Raw genomic sequence first — 18,179 nt, 5'->3', positions numbered from 1 at the left:
CAGGTTTTTTTAATGATTAAAATTATAATTAAAATAGTGGCCATCACGATGGTGGCCACGTTTTCTAAGGCTCAATTTAACAGCTCAATCCTTTTTAGCGGGCGTCTTGCAAACTCATGTCAATTCGTAAGTGACCAAGCAGTCCTTGAAGTTGTCGACTCACTAATCACGGCCATCAAAGATATTAATGATGAGCGCTACCGTTGTCAGTCAATATATGCCAACTCAAAGGCCTTCCTCGCCTCTTTAAATGAACAATACCGTTCAAGCTCTAGTGAGCTTTCAATTATTGACTCAAACCTTGAGACGATTTCGAGTGAAGTCTATAAGCTTGTTACAGCTAGCTCATATACGGGACAATTTGATCAAGAAATTCTAAGTCTACAGCGCAGACGACAAGAACTACTTGATGCGGATAATAACCGTAATAATGGAATTGTTGATTCGCTTAGTATGGCCACAACGATTCTTGATGATCTTAGAGCGGCACCAGAGTGTGATGAGGATCTTGGCACAAAAATGATTCGTCCAACGATCATGCTTATGGGTCAAGTTGCAGGCGCACTTTATCCTGGATCGAACCTATTTACAGCAGCGGCTTCAACAGGTCTTGCCAATATGGTGGACAGTCTTGTTTCATACGTTCAATTTAAAGGTAATGATGCTAACCAAGCTTTAGAAGATCTCTATAATAATCGTAACTACTACGTCTCTTACAAGTGTGCTTATAAGAATATCAATGCAATGACTTGTAACCTTCGTCGCAAAAATGCAACAAGAGAAGAAGCAAAGTGGCTGTACAATTATATTAAGGAGCTTGATACTCCAACAAAAGATTTTGAAAGAGTAAAAAACTTAAGAAAGCACTACCCTCGTCTTCAACGAATCCTTAGTGAACTTCGTGATATTTACGAGACAGCAAACCAACAGGATACAATTGTAACAATTGCCACTCTACAAAAAGAGCAAGCAAAACTTAGGCTCTATCAACCAAATCCTTACGAGATTGAAGAGTGGAATGATAGCTATCAAAACATTCGCCCATGGTCAGAGTGGGCCCATATGCTGACTTGGTATACAAATATCAACTCTAAACTTAAAGTTTACTGTCGAGAGTTCCAAGATGGTAAGTACTGGGTAAAAGAAAATAGTGACTGTCAGGAAGCTGCTATTGCACGTGATGAAGATCGTACGCAATATATCCAAGAAGTAATTAAGCCGGCCTTAGCTGACCTTGGTGCCGATAAGGAAAGACTTTCTGAAAAGCTTAGAAACTCAGTAAACGTTGAAAGACTTTATAAAGTAATCGAGGCCGAAGATAATTGGCGCGACAACAAGAAGGACTTCTCGATTACTGAAGTTATTCAAATCTTTGAAGAAGACCTAGAAAACACGACAACAAGGCCAGAGGCAACGTCACTGTTTTCAATTAGAATTAAGAAAGCACTAAAGGCCCTTAAGGCACTCGTTAATTTTGAAAATGTTGTGACAGACACACAAGGACTAACGCCAGAGGATTGTGATATCGACAATCCAACATGCCAGTGTGACAGCTTCAAGGACCTTTCTCAAGCTGCTTATACGTATCTTGCAAATAACCTATCTGATGGTGATGTACTTTCAGTTGAAACAATTGATGCAAGTTTTTACAACTATATCAGGACAGTTGAAGAATTCTTCTTATATGGCCTTCCATATGCTGAATCTCCTGAGCTTACATACCAAGATAGCTTAAACTACTCGAAGTATATTTTCTTAGTTCCAATTTATCGTGGAATGCAAGAAAGCCTTCTTCGTGGAGATAATGTGGGAGCAAGTAATATCCCACTAATGAATACAGCACGTAAAAACTTTGAAAAGGTTTTCGCAAAAGAGATTATCAAGGTTCTAAACAAGAATGTAAAAGTCGCCCTTGATAAAGGAAGCCGTGACGATATCTACCGTGACACTCTCCACTCTTGTGCCATCTACTACCCGATGATTAAACAAAAAGGTATGGGCCTAAGAGCAAAGTATGTTCTTAAAAGGTGTAAGGAGCTACTGGATAAAAGTGGCGGAATCCCGTACCTCATCCAAGGTACAGAGCGCTTTTCAACAAAGAATGAAGCTTACAAAAACCAGTGTTTCTATCGTGATTACGAAGAGGCCGTAAGCACAAAGAAAGCAGAAATCGCTCGTGAACTTGATCAAAGTGGTGATTTACCAGAATTATAATATTGCCAACCCCACCAGGGTTGGCTATTATCTTTCTACAAAATATCTCAATTGAGGGCCTTTAGCTCAGCTGGGAGAGCGCTTCGCTGGCAGCGAAGAGGTCAGCGGTTCGATCCCGCTAAGGTCCACCAAAACAAAAAAGCCCACTCGCAAGAGTGGGCTTTTTTGTTTTTGTTGATATTAGTATCAGATCTAATTGCTTTTGGCGGTCGATGGCATGGATGCCATCGTGTCGACGACGCAGGAGCAAAAGTCGACTCCCCTGCAAACTAGCTTACTATCTAAAAAAGAACATTTCGTGCAAGATCACTTTTCGTTGACCATGCGCAAAGATAAAACCCATGGAACTACAGCTCCTTGCCAACTTAACCAAGCAATAAAGTGTAAATGGATGTATAACACTTTATAAGTTACCATATCTTAAACAATATAAAACTAGGTAAAAAAAATGAATGATCAAACAAATCGCAAGAAAGACCCCTTAGAGGGTGTAACTTTAAAGATGATGTTAACAGATGTTATCAATCTCTTTGGCTGTAAAGAAATCTATGCAATGACAGAGATCAATAGTTTCAATGATGAGCCTCCCATGTTTAATAAAATTTTAAAATTTATTAGAAAAAATCCATGGGCCATTCAAAAGATAGAGAAGATGTATCGTGGGAATTTAGAAACGATAGAAAAAATGAAACGCGATGGAACGGTATCAAAAAAAGACCTTGCACTTGGAAGTGGTACTGGTGGGCGTAAGACAAAATACTGAGAGGCATAATAAGAATAATCACTAGGAAGTGTTTCTAATATCTAAAACCACATCAATTAAAGATTTTCGCCCGCTAAGCCGACTATTGAACGTTAATAAAGTGAGGAGAAAGCGTGGCTTCAACAGTTAAATCAAAAGTTATTGGATATGGCTCATCTAAGGTAAAGGGAAAAACTAGAGAGTACACATTTCTTGAATTTGAAGATGGTACCAAACTTAAGAATGTCATCACAACTACATATATCGCTGACCATATTTATGTAGGTGAAGAAATTGAAATTTCTTATATGAATGTTAAAAAGTTTCAATTTATCATTGGTGCAAGATCTAGAAGAGGTGAATTAATGTTGGCCTCAGATGACTCCATGATTATTACGGCCGTTGCATTTTATTGTATTCGCGACAGCTTCCTCATCTCAACCTTTGTAGGTTACTGGATTGGAAAGCTTTCTTTAATACAATACGAAAATATTCAAATAGCGATTAGGCACTTTGCTTACTTTGCCATTGCTGTTTGCTCAATCTACTTATATAAGTTTATTAAGTTCACAAAAGATTATAAAAGTGGAGTTGCTGCATTAGAGGAAAGTTCCAAACAAGTACAGGCGGCATAACTTAATATATGTCTAGAAATAAGAATAAAAAGAATAACCTAAAACAACAGTACCGCATTCTACATGACGAGGCCGTCAAAAATGGTGAAGACTATTATAAGGACCCTGTTACAGGCGGTATTGTTTCAACAGAAGTACGCCTTAAACGCATGAGAAAATGCTGTAAGTATGGCTGCCGCCATTGCCCTTGGGGCTTCAAGAAAAGAAAAAGTTAGTGGATCAAGAGTTCTAAGCAGTATAGAGCTATCCTATTTTAATTAAGTTTCAAATAAATCAATATTCAGGCCACAAACAACTTCTGTTCCAGATTCCTTAATGTCATCTTGAGTGGATTGAATTAGCTTTAAAATTTTCTCCTTTAGAGGTAAGAAATCTTTTTCATCAATCGTAAATGTAGAAGAATAATGAATATTATTAGGCTCTTCTTTGGCAATGATGTCTAACACTTGTATTCTCTTTGCCATCTGATGAGGTGTGTTTAGCCAAGACTCAAATGGAAGGTGTATAGACTTTCCGCTAAAGATGTAGTTTTGATCATGTTTTTCAACTAGGCCAAGCTTTTCTAAGTAGATAAGAGTTGATCTAACTTTTTTCTCACTTAGTGCAAAGTGATTGGCCAGATTAGGAATTGTTTGTAACTTGGGACAACTAGTCGCGATGTGTATCGCAGACGGTATCCATGAGATAAAATAGTCTTTATATTGCTCATTTTCATCGTCAATAACCATTGAATTGACTCTAGAAGCTAGATTACCTGCTTCCTCAGCAATTTTCTCGCCCTTGTACTTCAAGTAACTTTTAAGTTCGTGAGTTGAGGCCCTAGCGTAGCGAATTAGATTTAAGAAATATTCTGTTTCAATTTTGGAGAAGTTAAAAAATACACTTAATTTATACGCTTGATCTTCACTTAGATCGGCCTTTTCCTTCAATACCTGCGATAGATATGCAGCTTGGCAACCAATTGCCTTTGATAACTTTGCCTGAAGTCCCCTTTGTGCATAAGCCTCGAGAATCAAGTAACGAAGAAATTTATGATAATTTTTAAACTCGAATATTTCCATTTACGAAGAATAGTATATTAAAAATAAACATTCAAGGGACAAAATGTATATAAAAAATATATACACATATTTTATTGCTTGTTAAATCTACTCCTGTTCAATATCAATTGAAACTATTTTTCTAAAGGGAGTACTTATATGAAACTAAAAATTGAAATCATCGCTTTTATCTTAATGGCATTACATCTAATTAACCCAATATTTGCAGGCCCTATCGTTAGTGCTGGCCCAATGGCCCACCCAGCGATAAGCACAATGCATATTGATAACTCTGTAGCAGGTATCGACTTTCCAACTGATGCACCGGCTCCTCAATACGATTACGTTCTATCACTTTATAATGGAGTTAGAATTCCAGTTTATACTGACCATGCCGAGTTAGTTCGCGCAGAAGCAGGTACAGATTATCCGACAGATATCCAAGCACCATATTGGACGAAATTTCAAAGAGTCCTAGTATTAGAAAGTAAATTTCGCTACCCTGTTAGACTTACTTTTGATGTTAATGACAACCTATTATGGAAGCTAACAAGCGGTGAAGTTATTAATGTATCTGAAGTTGTAAAAATTGTGAAAGCAGAAGCTGGTATTGATTACCCTACTGATGTTCCATACTTCTTCAATCGTGACTTCTATGTTGCAGTTATGATTGATAGCACTAGAATCAAACTTTAAGGATATATCGATTGGCCGAGAAGAGCTCCTTTTCGGCCTAATTCAACAACACATATTAAAACATAAAAAAATAGTACCCATTCACAGTACTTTTATTCTCATTTACCCATGGATCATTAAATCTGAGTGAACAAAACTTAGCAAGTTTCAGGCTAGATTATTTCAATCTCTTGAATAAGTACTACGATCTAGAAGAAAAGAATAAGGATAGTACTGAGCATGCCTAACTATTTGCCTGTGTGGAAGCAAAAGGACAAGAAATTTACCCATTAAAATAGTTATTGAAAAGGCCAGTTTACTGGCTTTTTTATTAGCTCCCCAAGACAAAAAGCATGTAATATCAGAATCTTAGTAACTTCCCATTACATATTTAAAAGTAATTTTTTTTACTTTTATACCGAAAAGAAAACATGTTCTATTTTATAAGCCTTCTTATATTTGCCGTCTCCTTACCTACTCATGCAGGTGATCTCGATACCTATTACGAATTAGAGTTAGAAATTAATCGACTTCATTCTCAGTTTAATAAGAATCAAGAAAAGGTATCAAAGAAGAACACTCTCTATCATCGCATGCTCAAACCCCAAGAAACGGCAGCAGAAATAGCAAGACTACAAAAAGAGAATAAAGATATTATAGAAAGATTAAGGCCATTAAAAGAAGAGTTTCAGGCATTAGAAAGTAAGCTCGTCGTTAGATCAGTAACGGGTGAACTTAAAAATATAAATGCTGTGAAGGATAAGAATCTTTGCCTAAATAATGAACTCCTCTACTTTTCAACTGATCGAGAATTTGAAGGGTGGAATTTAAAGTATGGTAGCAGCGAAAGAAGAATCTCATACTATGCTAATAAGAGCACTTATATTAAAAGCTGTCTGGAAAATCGACATGAAGACTCGGTAGTCGAGGTCGATTATAAATCGCAATCACTTTGTGATAAAAATAGCGACCTCTTTAAGTATGTTGGAACAAAGACAAAGTATAAAACCTACATTAAAGAAGGCCTTGTCAATGTCGATGTCTCACTCTACCTAAAGTTTGACGGTAATGAGAAAGACAAAGAAGAATCAATGGCACTTGTAAGAAACTCAATGCCTTGTGTGAAAGATTTTTACGCAAGACACGGGCTAAAGCTTAATGTCGATTTAAAAGAAGAGACTGGCATCATGGATCGATTCAAATGCGATCACACGATTACCATCTCTAAGGAACACAAAAGGCCTACGGCCAAAGAATGGGCAACTCATAAATTTGCAAACGTTGCAAATATTAATGATCAAAAAAGATGTAAGCTTTATATCCATGAACTCGCCCATAATTTGGGATTAGCTGATGCATATAAAGATAGAAGATGTCCTGATCGAAAAATCATTTTAGATGATAAGAATATTATGGGTGATGGACCAAGTGGTTACTCACCATATCAGGCCGAGTTAAATGGTAGCCAACTTAGAACGATCTTATCCCCACTTTGTGATTAAAGAGGAATTTCAATTCTAAAAGTTGTTCCCCCCCCAGGATCTGAATCAATGGTAATTGAACCACCATGCTCCTTGATGAAATTATGAGATAGAGATAAACCTAATCCACTTCCTTTTCCATACTCCTTAGTTGTAAAGTATGGTTCAAAAATTTTTCGTTTATTCTCTTCACTAATCCCTGCACCACTATCAGAAACTTCAATAACGGCCTTATCGTCACGACTAGTGAGAGTTACTTTGATCTGCTTTACCTCACTCTGCTCAAGAGCATCTCTAGCATTGGTAAGTAAATTCATCACAACTTGTTGTATCTTTCCAGGACTTCCTTTCACCTGTAACTCACCTAAAGAATTTTCAAATGACACGCTAATCCCATAGTGTTCATATATCTCTTCAATCATAAGGATACAGTCATTTAAGACTGCAGATAGATCAAATAAAACTAATCCTTGTCCATCCTTGCGAGAAAAATTCCTTAATCCTTTAACAATATTTTCAATCTGTGTTGCTGACGATTCTATTTTCTCTAATGACTTTACGATATAATCTTCATGCTCATTAGATTTGAAGTTCTCTTTTTTTAGTCGGGCAAGGTATCCCTTTATAATTGTTAGTGGCCCATTAATCTCATGGCCAACACCAGCGGCTAGTTCCCCAATGGCCGCAAGCTTTGAACTGTGAGTAATCACTTGATCTTTTTGTTGTAGTTCTTTTAATTGACTAACAAGCTTTCTTTTAATAGGAATAAGAATTTTAAAAAATTCGTAAATTAATAGAAGAATGATTAATGAGAATAAAAGCAGCTCTATTTTACTTAAATTTAATATTTTCGTTTTAGAATAATCTGCAGACTCAAAAACTATCTTATTCATATTTTTTAAAAATAAATCTGTATCTTTGACAATCTCTTCAAGGCTTTTCTTTTGATTCTCACACAAGTTTACGATACAGTTAATATTCCTATCAATACTACTTAAAATGGGATCGAGATCTGCATACTGCTGCTTAATATTTGGCGAAAATGCAGGAGCTATTCCCTTATCTTCACTACCATTTTTCAAATCCTCATGAGTAGAAAACAGTAATTCTTTTGTGACAAGGATCTCTTTACTTACTTCACTCCTTGGCTCAACACTAGTATTAAAAGAATAAATTAAAGACTGCTTAGCAAGTCTTTGACTTAGCATACGTTGGCGACCAGCTAAGTTAATAACCTGGGAGTAACTTTCCTGTTGAAGAATGAGAAATTGCATTAAAGCTTGAGCAATTATAGTGAATAAGACAATCGATACGAAAGCAATAAGATACTTATATGTAATTCCTCTTTCATAATCAATCTTCATTAACCTCTTACCTCACGCTGCTAACTTACTTGCGACCTTTGTTTGATTATCATAAATATTCTCTAAATCAAATTCCTCCCCTAAGGTTGCAATCGTTGTCCTAAGACTTAACTGAGATTCGAGAAGAGTTTTAAAATGACTTGATGCCTTTTCTTCACCATGATTTAAAATAACAAGCTTAGGTGAAATACGTGATTCATTTAGCCATCCGATAAGATCTAAGTAATCACCATGCGCAGATAATGAATCGATATAAAATATACTAGCTCGAACTGGAAGTCTCTGTTTATGCATATGGAGTTCTTTTTCACCATCAATTAGAATACGACCTTTCGTTCCTTCAGGTTGGAAGCCAACTAAAATTATTCCACTATCTTCATCCACAATATGCTTCATTACATGATACACAACTCTCCCACCATCAATCATCCCTGAAGCACTAACGATAATACGAGGTCCAGACTTTTCCATAAGGGCCTTTGAATCTTCAACATCTTCGATTTCTTCAAATGTATCAGGATAAATATCGATATCCTCTGTTACATTATCTTTGACATGACCCTTTCGAAAACAATCATTAAATATACGGTTAGCTTTCTTAGAAAGTGGGCTATCTAAATGAACAGCTACACTAGGGATGGCCTCTTCATTCATCAATTCTTTAATAAGATAGAGAATATCTTGTGTACGACCAACTGAGAATGCGGGTATAACCGCAACTCCACCGCGCTTTAAAATTGTATTTAGATACATTCCTAAAACTTCTTTTGCAGGAATACGGGCATGTAGCCTATCTCCATATGTAGACTCTAAAACAAGATAATCAGTTTCACAGATAACTTGAGGTTCGTTTAAAAGGATATTTCTCTTATGCCCAACATCTCCAGAAAAAACGATTGTTTTCACTTCACCAGTAGCTGCTCTATAGCGGACTCGAATAAAGCTTGCTCCAAGAATATGGCCGGCCCAGAAAAAAGTAATTGCAATATTTTTAGAAACTGTCAGCTCTTGTTCGAAATCCACAACTTCAAAGTGTTCAAGAACAGCTTGAGCTTCCTGCGTTGTATATAAAGGAAGGGCCGGCTTGTGTCTTGAAATTTTTTTTCGATTTGCATATTTAGCATCTTCTTCATGAATACGGGCCGAATCCATTAATAAGATCTGACAAAGCCTAAATGTTTCCCTTGTACAATAAACCTTACCTCGAAAACCATCCCGATATAGACGAGGTAAAAGGCCGGAATGATCAATATGTGCATGTGTTAAAAAAACTGCACTTAGCTTACTGGCACCATGATACGACATCCAATTGCGTTCACGATTTTCCTTGGCCCCTTGATAGAGTCCATAGTCAACAAGATACTGCTCTTTATAATCCTTCCCAACTTTTAACAAAGTTTTAGATCCAGTAACACCACCAGCTGCTCCAAGAAAAGTAATTCTCATCGATACATCCTTTTTATAATTAAATTTCGTGTACTACCTATCGACGTTTTAATAGTTAAGAATGTTTAATATTGATAAAAGAAAGGTTATCATAGTTGAGTATTCAATACGACTAACAAAAAACTCACAATCACTTTGCAGAAATTAGACTCGAAACAAACTTAAAAATTCTTTTTGAGACATATACTTAATTCATAGGAAATCAACTCAAGGAGAATTATATGAGAAATGCCAAAAAAATTAATCTATCAACAAAAGGGTCAGTTTAATACTGACCTTTTTTTATATCATCACACCACGATAGATTTATAATTTCATTCTTTGAGCGACTTCTCTTTGATAAGGATCATCTGAGGAACTAAGAGCAGAGATCACTCCTTGTCTATTTTCAACTGGTTGGTTTTGGCTAAGTTTCCACTGCCCTTCAAGAGAGGTTACTTCAATTTTAATTCCAATAATTGCGGCCAGAAGCTTTTGTGTATAATCACGAGGAGCATCTTCAACCTTCCAAGGATTGTGGCCTCCTTCTTCCTGTTCATTAGTAAGCATCTCAATCGAATTAAGAATCCACTCCTTATCTTCAATAAATGAAATTTTTCCACGAGCATGAACAACAATATAGTTCCATGTTGGAACAGCTTTACCAGTCTCTTTCTTAGTTGGGTAATGATTAGGAGAAATGTAACAATGAGGGCCATTGAAGGTAGTTACAACCTCACTGTTATCAAGTGTCGATTTCCAAAGAGAATTTGCTCTTGCAATATGTCCAAATAAGAATAGCTTCCCCTCTTCTTCGACAACGCAAAGTGGAAGATGATTAACCTCAATCCCTTCAGTTCCGTTTGATATCAGATTCGCAAATGTCGTCTCCTTCATCTGCTTTATTAACTCGGTCCTATCTTCCTGCTTGAATAGCTTTGGTATATGCATTCTACTACCTCTAATTCATTTATTAATGCTACAATGATAACTCAATAAACACCGGAGTTAAAATGCCTTATATCCTAAGTCCAATTATTACAGAATCAATGCCTGGAATGTGGTTTGAAGGTCAAGGCTATAAGCGAGAGAATATTTACTCGATGAATGATCCAAAAGGTCCTCCAGTAAATTATGATGCTCATACTTTAAAACCACATAGTCTCACTCATATGGAAGCACAATCTCACACTATGAAAAATGGGATGAGCGTCGATGACTATTTTAAGAAGCAAATAAATTCATTTTTTGGGCCAGTAGTTGTCGTAAAACTAAAAGGAAAAAACTGGAAACCTGTAGAAGGCCTTGATGGTATTTACCATTGGGAAGTCTCACTAAGTGAGCTTAAGTCCGAGCTTGGAGATGAGATTCCATGCAAGTTGATTTTGTCAGTCGAAGAAATGCCAATAAACAAATCACAACTGCACGACCCTAATTACGTCTTAACACTTTCACAAGAAAGTGCTGACTACTTATTACAAAACCCTAACTTTGATATGTATGGTACTTCTTGGAAGTCTTCTGACTTTTGTCCAGGGAGCAGAAATAGGCCGATTCATAATACACTTTTTAAGCAAGCTGCCATTTTTGAAAATTTAAAACTAGACGACGTGCCTGCTGGAAAGTACTTCTTTTCAGGCTTTCCACTCCCACTACACTTAGCTTCAGAGTCACCGGTATGTCCGGTTCTCTTCAAGAAGGATGAAATTAATTTCTAAGATCACTTCTCTTATAAGCGTCATCGACAAAAACTTCGACTAAAGCATTTAGTGCATCTGTAACAGTAAAAATACCGTACACACGATTTCTATTATTAAGTACAATTGCTGAGCCAACTTTATTACTTGATAGCTGATAAGCTACTTCACCTAAGCTATCGTCCTTGTTAACAGCAAGAACAGATTCATTCATGAAGTCTTTAACTAAAACTCCATCACACCAGCTCTTTCCATAAATTGACATAACATCTCTTTCTGAAATGATTCCCACAATTTGATTCCCGTCACTTACAGGAAGATGCCTAATTCCATTATCTTTCATAATCTTAAAAGCGATATCGATACTGGCATTTTGATCAACAACGTGAACTGCGGGAGTAGTAAATTCTTCGACTGATATATGCTTCATACATGCCTCCTAAATTAAATTTAGATTAGCACAATGGACTAATTGGTAACTGACAAGTGTCAGTTTTTACGAAAAAAAATCTTAATTTTTGCCTTAACCTCAAGAGAGTTCTCGTCAATTTTGGCAAAAAATGGGCATTAAAATCAAAAAAATTGGCCCTTGGTTAACTCACGTAACTATCTAGAATAACTGTATTACGTGATTTAAAACACAGTTTTTATTTATACGTTTGCCTTAGGTAGAAAGATTAAATACAATTTTTATATGTTAGCTAAGAAGAGGGTCTTGGTCGCCGAAGATGAACCGACATTAAATGATATCTACGTGGAAACCTTTGAGTCATTTGGTTATGAAACCATAGGTGTCAAAAATGGTGAGTTGGCCCTAGACTATGCAAAACATAATCCTGTCGACTTTGTCATCACTGATCTAAAAATGCCAAAAATGGATGGCCTAAAACTTTTGGAAGAAATTGGAAAGCTTAATGCTCCAACACCTCCAGTTTTAATTATTACAGGCTTCATTGACGAATTAAATGCACAAAGAGCAAAGGAGCTAGGTGCTGTTGATCTTATGACGAAGCCGTTCGACTTCGACAAAGTCATTCTCTATATTGAAGAAAAACTAAAGCAGCAATCAGAATCCTAAACGCCCCATTCCTTAGAAAGTTCACCAATTCTCTTTTTAAATAAAAGCGAGAGAATCATTGAAACGATAGTAAGTCCTATTGCAAGTCCCGCCCATAAACCAGCTGCTTCCATTCCGTGTTGATAGCTTAAATAAATCCCAACAGGAATTGCAATTAGCCAATAACCGCAAAACGAATAGAGCATTGGTTGCTTACTCATACCAAGCCCTCTTAAGACTCCCCACATTGCGACTTGTAGTCCATCTGGTATTTGAAATAAAGCAACATATAAGAATAGTCCTGATCCATAAAGAACAACGGCCTGATCAGTCGTGAAGAGTCCCATTAAGAATTCATGAAAGAAGAAATAGCATATTGCCGTTATGACCATATAAGATACGGCCATAAAGATACACCCATAGGCATAATTCTTAATCATCTCCATATCTTTTCTACCAAGAGCGTAGCCGACCTTAACCCCTGCCGCGCCATTGATGGCAAGAGGAACCATAAAAGTTAGTCCCGCAATTGTTAGAACAATGTTGTGAGACGCTGATGCAACAAGACTCATGCGTCCAACTAAGACAGTAACAGTTGAGAACATTAATACTTCAATAAAAGTTCCAAGACCAACTGGTATTCCAAGTTTTATCAATTCCTTAAAAGACTTCTTACTAAAATGCGTTTCAATTGGAAGTACTCGATAAGCATAAACATAAATAATTAAAGCTAGAATAAAGCGAGTTACAACAGTTGCAATTGCCGCACCTTTTATTCCCATTTCAGGAATAGGTCCAATCCCAAACATTAAACAGTAGTTCATAATGAGGTTAACGACATTCATAAAAATGATAAGAGCATTGGCAAAAATTGTTTTATCAAAAGCTTGAAGATATTCCTTAATCATTTGAAAAATAAGTGCAGGAATAATCGAGATATTTACCCAATAAAGATAAGTCTTAACAAGAGGTACGATCTCTTTATTCAAACCGATATAGTCAACAAAGTAAGTAAAGATATAAAGGGCCGTACAAATAACACTTCCTAAAAGAAGTGCTAAAGTCATTCCACTTCCCCATACGCCATTCTCGTGTGGATTCGTATCAGCTCCACGCATTCTTGCCGTAACTGCACTGACAGAAAATAACGTTGAGATCCCAATCATTATAAAAGGAGATAACATACCTGCTGCAACACCAATAGATGCTACTGCTGATGTTGAATAGCGTCCGGCAACAAAAATATCACCGACGTTAAAAAGCATCTGCCCAACCTGGCCAATAACAAGTGGAATAGTAAAATAAATAAGTTCTTTGAGTCTCTTACTCGTTGTTGCAACTACCATAATAGTTAGAGGTTATACCTTAATTTTTTAATAGATGGCATATAAAAATTGTAACCAAATATACTTTAAATCTCGGCCAAATCTTCGTAAAATATGAACACAAAGGAGTGCTTGTGAAAATTGTTTCAAATGCAGCGGAAGCTTTATCGATAGTATATTCTAATTCAAATATTTTTATTCATGGTGGTGATTCTACGCCACAGGCCCTAATTGACGGGTTACTTGAAAATGCTCATAAATTAAAAGATGTCACACTTACTCACCTACATACTCACGGTGATGCGAAATATGCAAATGAAGAATATTGTGAAAACTTTAAAATTCTCAATCTCTTTGTTGGCGGAAATGTGAGAAAACATATCGACTACCAAAGAGTTGATTATCTTCCATGCTTTCTATCTGAAATTCCAAACTTATTTCGAAGCGGTAGAATTCCTCTAGACTTTGCACTTATTCACGTCAGTCCTCCAGATCAACATGGGCACTGCACTCTAGGTACATCTGTTGATGTTGCAAAGGCTGCAGTAAGTAGTGCAAAAGTTGTTATTGCTCAAATTAATCCACATATGCCTCGTGTTCATGGTGATGGCTTTATTCATATTAATGATATTGATTATGCGATTGAAATTGATCACGAAATTGTCGGCCATCAAGAAGTTTGCTTGAGTGAAGAGGATTTAAAGATAGGACAGCTCACTTCATCTCTTATTGAAGATGGCTCAACTCTTCAAATGGGAATTGGATCAATTCCTGATGCAGTTCTGGCTAGTTTAAAGAATCACAAGAACCTAGGGATTCATACAGAGATGTGGTCAAACGGGGCTCTTGATTTAATTAAGAGTGGCGCCGTAAATAATTCATGCAAAAATGTTCACCGTGGAAAAACAGTTAGTGCCTTTATTGTTGGAGGCAAAGATGTACATGATTTTATCAATGACAACCCAAGCGTTATTCAACTTGAAGCGGACTATGTAAATAACCCAAGTATCATTAGAAGAAACCCAAAAGTATGTGCGATCAATAGTGCCGTTGAGATTGATCTTACAGGACAGGTCTGTGCAGACTCAATCGGCCATCGTATTATCTCTGGAGTTGGTGGCCAGATGGACTTTATGAGAGGCGCCTCACTTTCTGAAGGGGGTAAGCCTATTATTGTTATCAACTCACGAAGTGCTAAAGGTTACCCCAAGATTGTTCCAACATTAAGGTCAGGAGCAGGTGTCGTAACAACTCGATCACATATGCACTATGTTGTTACAGAGTATGGTATTGCTGATTTATACGGAAAGAGTCTTAATCAAAGAGCACAAGAGTTGATTAGAATTGCTCATCCTGATGATCGTGAGAATCTTGAAAAGATGTGGCATGAAACGCACTGTAGAAAATAATCTACAGTGCACTCACTGGGGATTGGCATAATAATTCTACCATACCACTCCCCTCATATTTTTCTTTTGCTACTTTTAGATCAACTCTCTTAAAGATCATATAAGAAATAAATGATCTAAGATTTAATAAGAATGGATTCTCTTGTCCATGAACAGATACATATGCATCCGAGACATAATTTTCATAAATTTCTCTAAAGCCAGGTGAGTCGATAACAAGAAGCATGACACAAATTGCGATAGCTTCCTTACCCTGTTCAACACCTTGATTGATCACTTGGTTTAGCTCATCAACAGTATCAAAGGTATGTTTTGAAATTTCTTTAATCTGCTCAGCGAGTAAGTTGATACAGTGTTCACCACATGTCGTAATAAATTCTTCTTTTGAACCAAAATGATAAAGAACTGAAGAGACATTAATCTCGGCCTTCTTTGCTATATCTCTTAAGCTTACGCCGTAGACACCATTTTTTGCCATTAAAGGAATCGCAACATCAATCAAATTCTGTTTAGTCTTATTCATCTAGCTACTACCTTTTGTTAACTTACCGTCAATTTGAATAAAATTCTTGATTCAACTTAGTTAACATGTTAACTATATAGTTAACACATTAACAAATTTGGAGTAACAATGTCAATAATAAAGAGTGAATATGTACAGGAAAGTATTATCGGACGCATGATTCGCACAACTCGAATCCTCGATAAAATGATCTCTGAAGAAGTTTCGCATTTTAAACTTACAAAGCCTCAATTTGATGTCCTTGTCATCCTACACTTAACAGATCAAGAATCAGTTACGACTACAGAGTTAGCAGAAGAGCTTCTAGTATCGAAGGCCAATATCACGGGAATCGTTAAAAGACTTGAAGCGGCCAATCTAGTCAAGAAGGCCATTGACGAAAACGATACTAGGTCAAAGAAAATTACACTTACTGAAGAGGGCCTTGAATTAATCAATAAAGTACTTCCTCGCTACTTCAGCATGGGGCATGAACTAGTTTCAAGATTTTCTCAAGATGAGAAAAGTAAACTTTTATGTCAGTTGGGAATGATTGAAGAGTTTTATCAGTCAAAAAGATAAAATAAAAAAATCTTAAAGAGAATCTAAAGAGACAGAATATACAGGAGAACCACACTCATGAGAAGGATCAAGACTTATATTGTCTTGTTTGGACTTGCTAGTAGCGTAAGCGCTGCTCAATACAGTTTAAACGAACAATCAGTAGTTGAACTTGCAGTCAAAAGAAATGAAAATGTTGGTATTGCAAGACAAGAATTAGAACAGGCCAAGGAAACACTAAGTAGTGCAACATCTAATCTATTTCCAGTCCTTTCAATATCTGCAGGCTTAACGAAAAATGATGGTAAAGGTAATATCATGCCTCACGGTTATGATTGGAATCACAATGCAAGAGTTCAGCTCACACAACCTTTATACACTTTTGGAAAGATCTCTAGTGGTGTCGATATTGCAGAATCTGCAAATAAGATCGGAAAGTTGAGAACAGTTGTAACAAAGGCTGAAGTTGAGAATGCTGCAAGACAATTATACTACAGAGTTTTATTCAACCAAGAGCTTGTACGAATAACTGAAGACTCATATAAAAATGCTGTTAAAAATAAAAATGCGCTTGAAGAACGTGTTTCTTACGGACGTATCTCACGAAATGATAATATCAAAATGCAAGCTGACCTTGCCAGTAGAAAACCAAATTGGATTATTGCAAAGAAAAACCTTAAAAATGCAATCTTAGACATCAAAAACTTTCTGGCCCTACAGCCAGAAGATGACGTAAAGGTAGTTGCTGATAACTTTAATGCTAAAGATAAAATTGCAACGATACCCTCAAACTTACAAAAGCTTGATGAAACAGTTGATGTAAAGATTCTTAAAGAAAGCATTCAACTATCAGACTTCTCTGTTGAGCTTGCCAAGAGCCAACGTCTTCCCGACCTTGGATTATTTGTTGCCTACTCTCCTCTTACTTATCGAGTTGATAAACCATTCTCAGGAGATATCTCACATAACCAAAATGATATTTCATTTGGTTTACAGTTTACGTTTGACTGGGATCTTGGAGGAAGTAAGAACTCAGAAGTAGCTATAAAAAGAAGTGATGCGAATATCGCGCGCTTGAAGTTTAATCAACTAAGAAGAGAAATTAGAACTCAATACTTAAAACTTGAACAAGACTACGATGGCCTTCAAGAAAGATTTGATGCGGAAGCTGAAGCTGTAAAACTGGCCTCTTCATCTTATAAAGTAGCTCTTAGCTCTTTTAAGTCTGGTGGAGTATCACAACTTCAGCTCAATGATAGTGAAATTCAACTAACTCAACACCGTCTAAATCTTGCTCAAACGAAATTACAACTAAAGGTAACTCGTGCTGAGATGGATCGACTTCTTACGACTACAGGAAAGGGAGATAAATAATTATGAAGCAAATAATCTTCGTTTTAATAGTTGGTCTTGTTTACGCAGGTAGCTTATTTGTTAAAGATTTAGACCTACAAAGAAAGAAAGGTAAAGAAACTGCGACTATGTATACAATTCGTGCTGTTTCAGGAACTCCAGTTAATACAACAAAGGTTACGAGAAGGGCCTTCTCAAACTTTGTCATTGTAACAGGTAGTAATATTGGTCCAAGAATTCATGCATCAGTTGCACCAAAAGTGGCAAATCTAATAAAGCCAGGAGCACTTGTTAGTATTCGCGTAAAAGATAAGAAAGTATACGGAAATGTAGTTTCGGTTGATGCCAAAGCTGATTATCTTTCGGGCCTGCATAAAATCGTTGTATCTTTTGCAAATAAAAAGATTCCAACAAATCTCTATATTATGAATATCGAAACACACAAATTAGAAAATGCTTTAACGATTAAAAGAGAAGCTGTTTCAGAAAGAGGTGGTTCGCATAACGTATTCATCGTTAATGATAAGAATATCGTTACAAAACGCAATATTGAAGTAAGTGATAGTAACGAAGACTTCTATGTTGTGAAAAGCGGACTAACTGAAGGAGACACTATTGTGCTAAGTGATCAACGTTATCTTAATGATGGCGAAAAAGTAAATATCATCAAAGCACTAGTGGATCAGGATTAAGGAGTTA

Annotated in this window: 19 protein-coding genes and 1 tRNA gene; 13 read left to right on the top strand and 7 right to left on the bottom strand. The window is 36.4% G+C overall.

Features of this window, described 5'->3' with window-relative positions:
* Positions 1-12: 12 nt before the first annotated feature.
* The 5 genes from C0Z22_RS02560 to C0Z22_RS02540 all read left to right on the top strand — a co-directional run bounded on the left by C0Z22_RS02560 (position 13) and on the right by C0Z22_RS02540 (position 3,806).
* Positions 13-2,214: a hypothetical protein gene (locus C0Z22_RS02560; protein WP_146037763.1), complete on the top strand. Its 2,202-nt coding sequence runs from the start codon at positions 13-15 to the stop codon at positions 2,212-2,214.
* Positions 2,215-2,269: 55 nt separating this feature from the next.
* Positions 2,270-2,345: transfer RNA gene (locus C0Z22_RS02555), tRNA-Ala, on the top strand.
* A 317-nt stretch (positions 2,346-2,662) separates the two neighbouring features.
* On the top strand, positions 2,663-2,977 hold the full coding sequence (locus C0Z22_RS02550; protein ID WP_103216766.1) for a VF530 family DNA-binding protein: 315 nt from the start codon (positions 2,663-2,665) through the stop codon (positions 2,975-2,977).
* Between the two features lie 113 nt (positions 2,978-3,090).
* Complete coding sequence (locus C0Z22_RS02545) at positions 3,091-3,591, top strand: hypothetical protein (protein WP_103216765.1); 501 nt, start codon at positions 3,091-3,093, stop codon at positions 3,589-3,591.
* A gap of 8 nt (positions 3,592-3,599) precedes the next feature.
* Positions 3,600-3,806, top strand: coding sequence for a DUF5522 domain-containing protein (locus C0Z22_RS02540; RefSeq protein ID WP_103216764.1), 207 nt, complete (start codon positions 3,600-3,602; stop codon positions 3,804-3,806).
* A 42-nt stretch (positions 3,807-3,848) separates the two neighbouring features.
* Here the strand turns inward: C0Z22_RS02540 and C0Z22_RS02535 are convergent, their stop codons facing one another.
* Complete coding sequence (locus C0Z22_RS02535) at positions 3,849-4,652, bottom strand: TIGR02147 family protein (protein WP_103216763.1); 804 nt, start codon at positions 4,650-4,652, stop codon at positions 3,849-3,851.
* Positions 4,653-4,790: 138 nt separating this feature from the next.
* Here C0Z22_RS02535 and C0Z22_RS02530 point away from each other — a divergent pair, with 138 nt between their 5' ends.
* Together C0Z22_RS02530 and C0Z22_RS02525 are read left to right on the top strand one after the other, a co-directional pair.
* Positions 4,791-5,327 carry a hypothetical protein gene (locus tag C0Z22_RS02530; RefSeq protein WP_103216762.1) on the top strand — a complete coding sequence of 179 codons (537 nt, stop codon included), beginning with the start codon at positions 4,791-4,793 and terminating at the stop codon, positions 5,325-5,327.
* Between the two features lie 410 nt (positions 5,328-5,737).
* Positions 5,738-6,808 (top strand): hypothetical protein, encoded by a 1,071-nt coding sequence (locus C0Z22_RS02525; RefSeq protein ID WP_103216761.1) that lies wholly within the window; start codon positions 5,738-5,740, stop codon positions 6,806-6,808.
* Here C0Z22_RS02525 and C0Z22_RS02520 read toward each other — a convergent pair.
* The 3 genes from C0Z22_RS02520 to C0Z22_RS02510 form a co-directional block, all read right to left on the bottom strand.
* Positions 6,805-8,151 (bottom strand): ATP-binding protein, encoded by a 1,347-nt coding sequence (locus C0Z22_RS02520; RefSeq protein WP_103216760.1) that lies wholly within the window; start codon positions 8,149-8,151, stop codon positions 6,805-6,807. The genes C0Z22_RS02525 and C0Z22_RS02520 overlap by 4 nt on opposite strands.
* 12 nt (positions 8,152-8,163) lie before the next feature.
* The gene (locus C0Z22_RS02515; protein WP_103216759.1) at positions 8,164-9,597 is read right to left on the bottom strand and encodes an MBL fold metallo-hydrolase RNA specificity domain-containing protein; all 1,434 of its coding nucleotides are present in this window, start codon (positions 9,595-9,597) and stop codon (positions 8,164-8,166) included.
* Between the two features lie 306 nt (positions 9,598-9,903).
* On the bottom strand, positions 9,904-10,527 hold the full coding sequence (locus C0Z22_RS02510) for an FMN-binding negative transcriptional regulator (RefSeq protein WP_103216758.1): 624 nt from the start codon (positions 10,525-10,527) through the stop codon (positions 9,904-9,906).
* Positions 10,528-10,589: 62 nt separating this feature from the next.
* Here C0Z22_RS02510 and C0Z22_RS02505 point away from each other — a divergent pair, with 62 nt between their 5' ends.
* A complete protein-coding gene (locus tag C0Z22_RS02505) occupies positions 10,590-11,294 on the top strand; it encodes a hypothetical protein (RefSeq protein ID WP_103216757.1) in 705 nt (234 codons plus the stop codon).
* Here C0Z22_RS02505 and C0Z22_RS02500 read toward each other — a convergent pair.
* A complete protein-coding gene (locus C0Z22_RS02500) occupies positions 11,284-11,703 on the bottom strand; it encodes a CBS domain-containing protein (RefSeq protein ID WP_103216756.1) in 420 nt (139 codons plus the stop codon). The genes C0Z22_RS02505 and C0Z22_RS02500 overlap by 11 nt on opposite strands.
* A 264-nt stretch (positions 11,704-11,967) precedes the next feature.
* Between C0Z22_RS02500 and C0Z22_RS02495 the strand changes: the two genes are divergently transcribed.
* Positions 11,968-12,351 carry a response regulator gene (locus tag C0Z22_RS02495; RefSeq protein ID WP_103216755.1) on the top strand — a complete coding sequence of 128 codons (384 nt, stop codon included), beginning with the start codon at positions 11,968-11,970 and terminating at the stop codon, positions 12,349-12,351.
* On the opposite strand, the gene C0Z22_RS02490 is transcribed toward C0Z22_RS02495, so the two are convergent.
* Entirely contained in the window at positions 12,348-13,676 is a 1,329-nt protein-coding gene (locus C0Z22_RS02490; protein ID WP_103216754.1) for an MATE family efflux transporter, read from the bottom strand. The genes C0Z22_RS02495 and C0Z22_RS02490 overlap by 4 nt on opposite strands.
* A 113-nt stretch (positions 13,677-13,789) precedes the next feature.
* Here C0Z22_RS02490 and C0Z22_RS02485 point away from each other — a divergent pair, with 113 nt between their 5' ends.
* Positions 13,790-15,064 carry an acetyl-CoA hydrolase/transferase family protein gene (locus C0Z22_RS02485; RefSeq protein ID WP_103216753.1) on the top strand — a complete coding sequence of 425 codons (1,275 nt, stop codon included), beginning with the start codon at positions 13,790-13,792 and terminating at the stop codon, positions 15,062-15,064.
* Between the two features lies 1 nt (position 15,065).
* On the opposite strand, the gene C0Z22_RS02480 is transcribed toward C0Z22_RS02485, so the two are convergent.
* Positions 15,066-15,587, bottom strand: a complete 522-nt coding sequence (locus C0Z22_RS02480; RefSeq protein WP_103216752.1) for a TetR/AcrR family transcriptional regulator — start codon at positions 15,585-15,587, stop codon at positions 15,066-15,068.
* A gap of 108 nt (positions 15,588-15,695) precedes the next feature.
* Here C0Z22_RS02480 and C0Z22_RS02475 point away from each other — a divergent pair, with 108 nt between their 5' ends.
* From C0Z22_RS02475 to C0Z22_RS02465, 3 genes are read left to right on the top strand one after another with little or no spacing between them, the layout of a single operon-like run.
* On the top strand, positions 15,696-16,148 hold the full coding sequence (locus tag C0Z22_RS02475) for a MarR family winged helix-turn-helix transcriptional regulator (RefSeq protein WP_103216751.1): 453 nt from the start codon (positions 15,696-15,698) through the stop codon (positions 16,146-16,148).
* Positions 16,149-16,205: 57 nt separating this feature from the next.
* Complete coding sequence (locus tag C0Z22_RS02470) at positions 16,206-17,501, top strand: TolC family protein (RefSeq protein ID WP_103216750.1); 1,296 nt, start codon at positions 16,206-16,208, stop codon at positions 17,499-17,501.
* 2 nt (positions 17,502-17,503) lie between these two features.
* A complete protein-coding gene (locus C0Z22_RS02465; protein WP_103216749.1) occupies positions 17,504-18,172 on the top strand; it encodes an efflux RND transporter periplasmic adaptor subunit in 669 nt (222 codons plus the stop codon).
* Positions 18,173-18,179 lie beyond the last annotated feature (7 nt).

It is taken from the genome of Halobacteriovorax sp. DA5 (genome assembly GCF_002903145.1).
GTDB lineage: Bacteria > Bdellovibrionota > Bacteriovoracia > Bacteriovoracales > Bacteriovoracaceae > Halobacteriovorax_A.
This window is presented reverse-complemented; position numbering and strand designations above follow the sequence as displayed.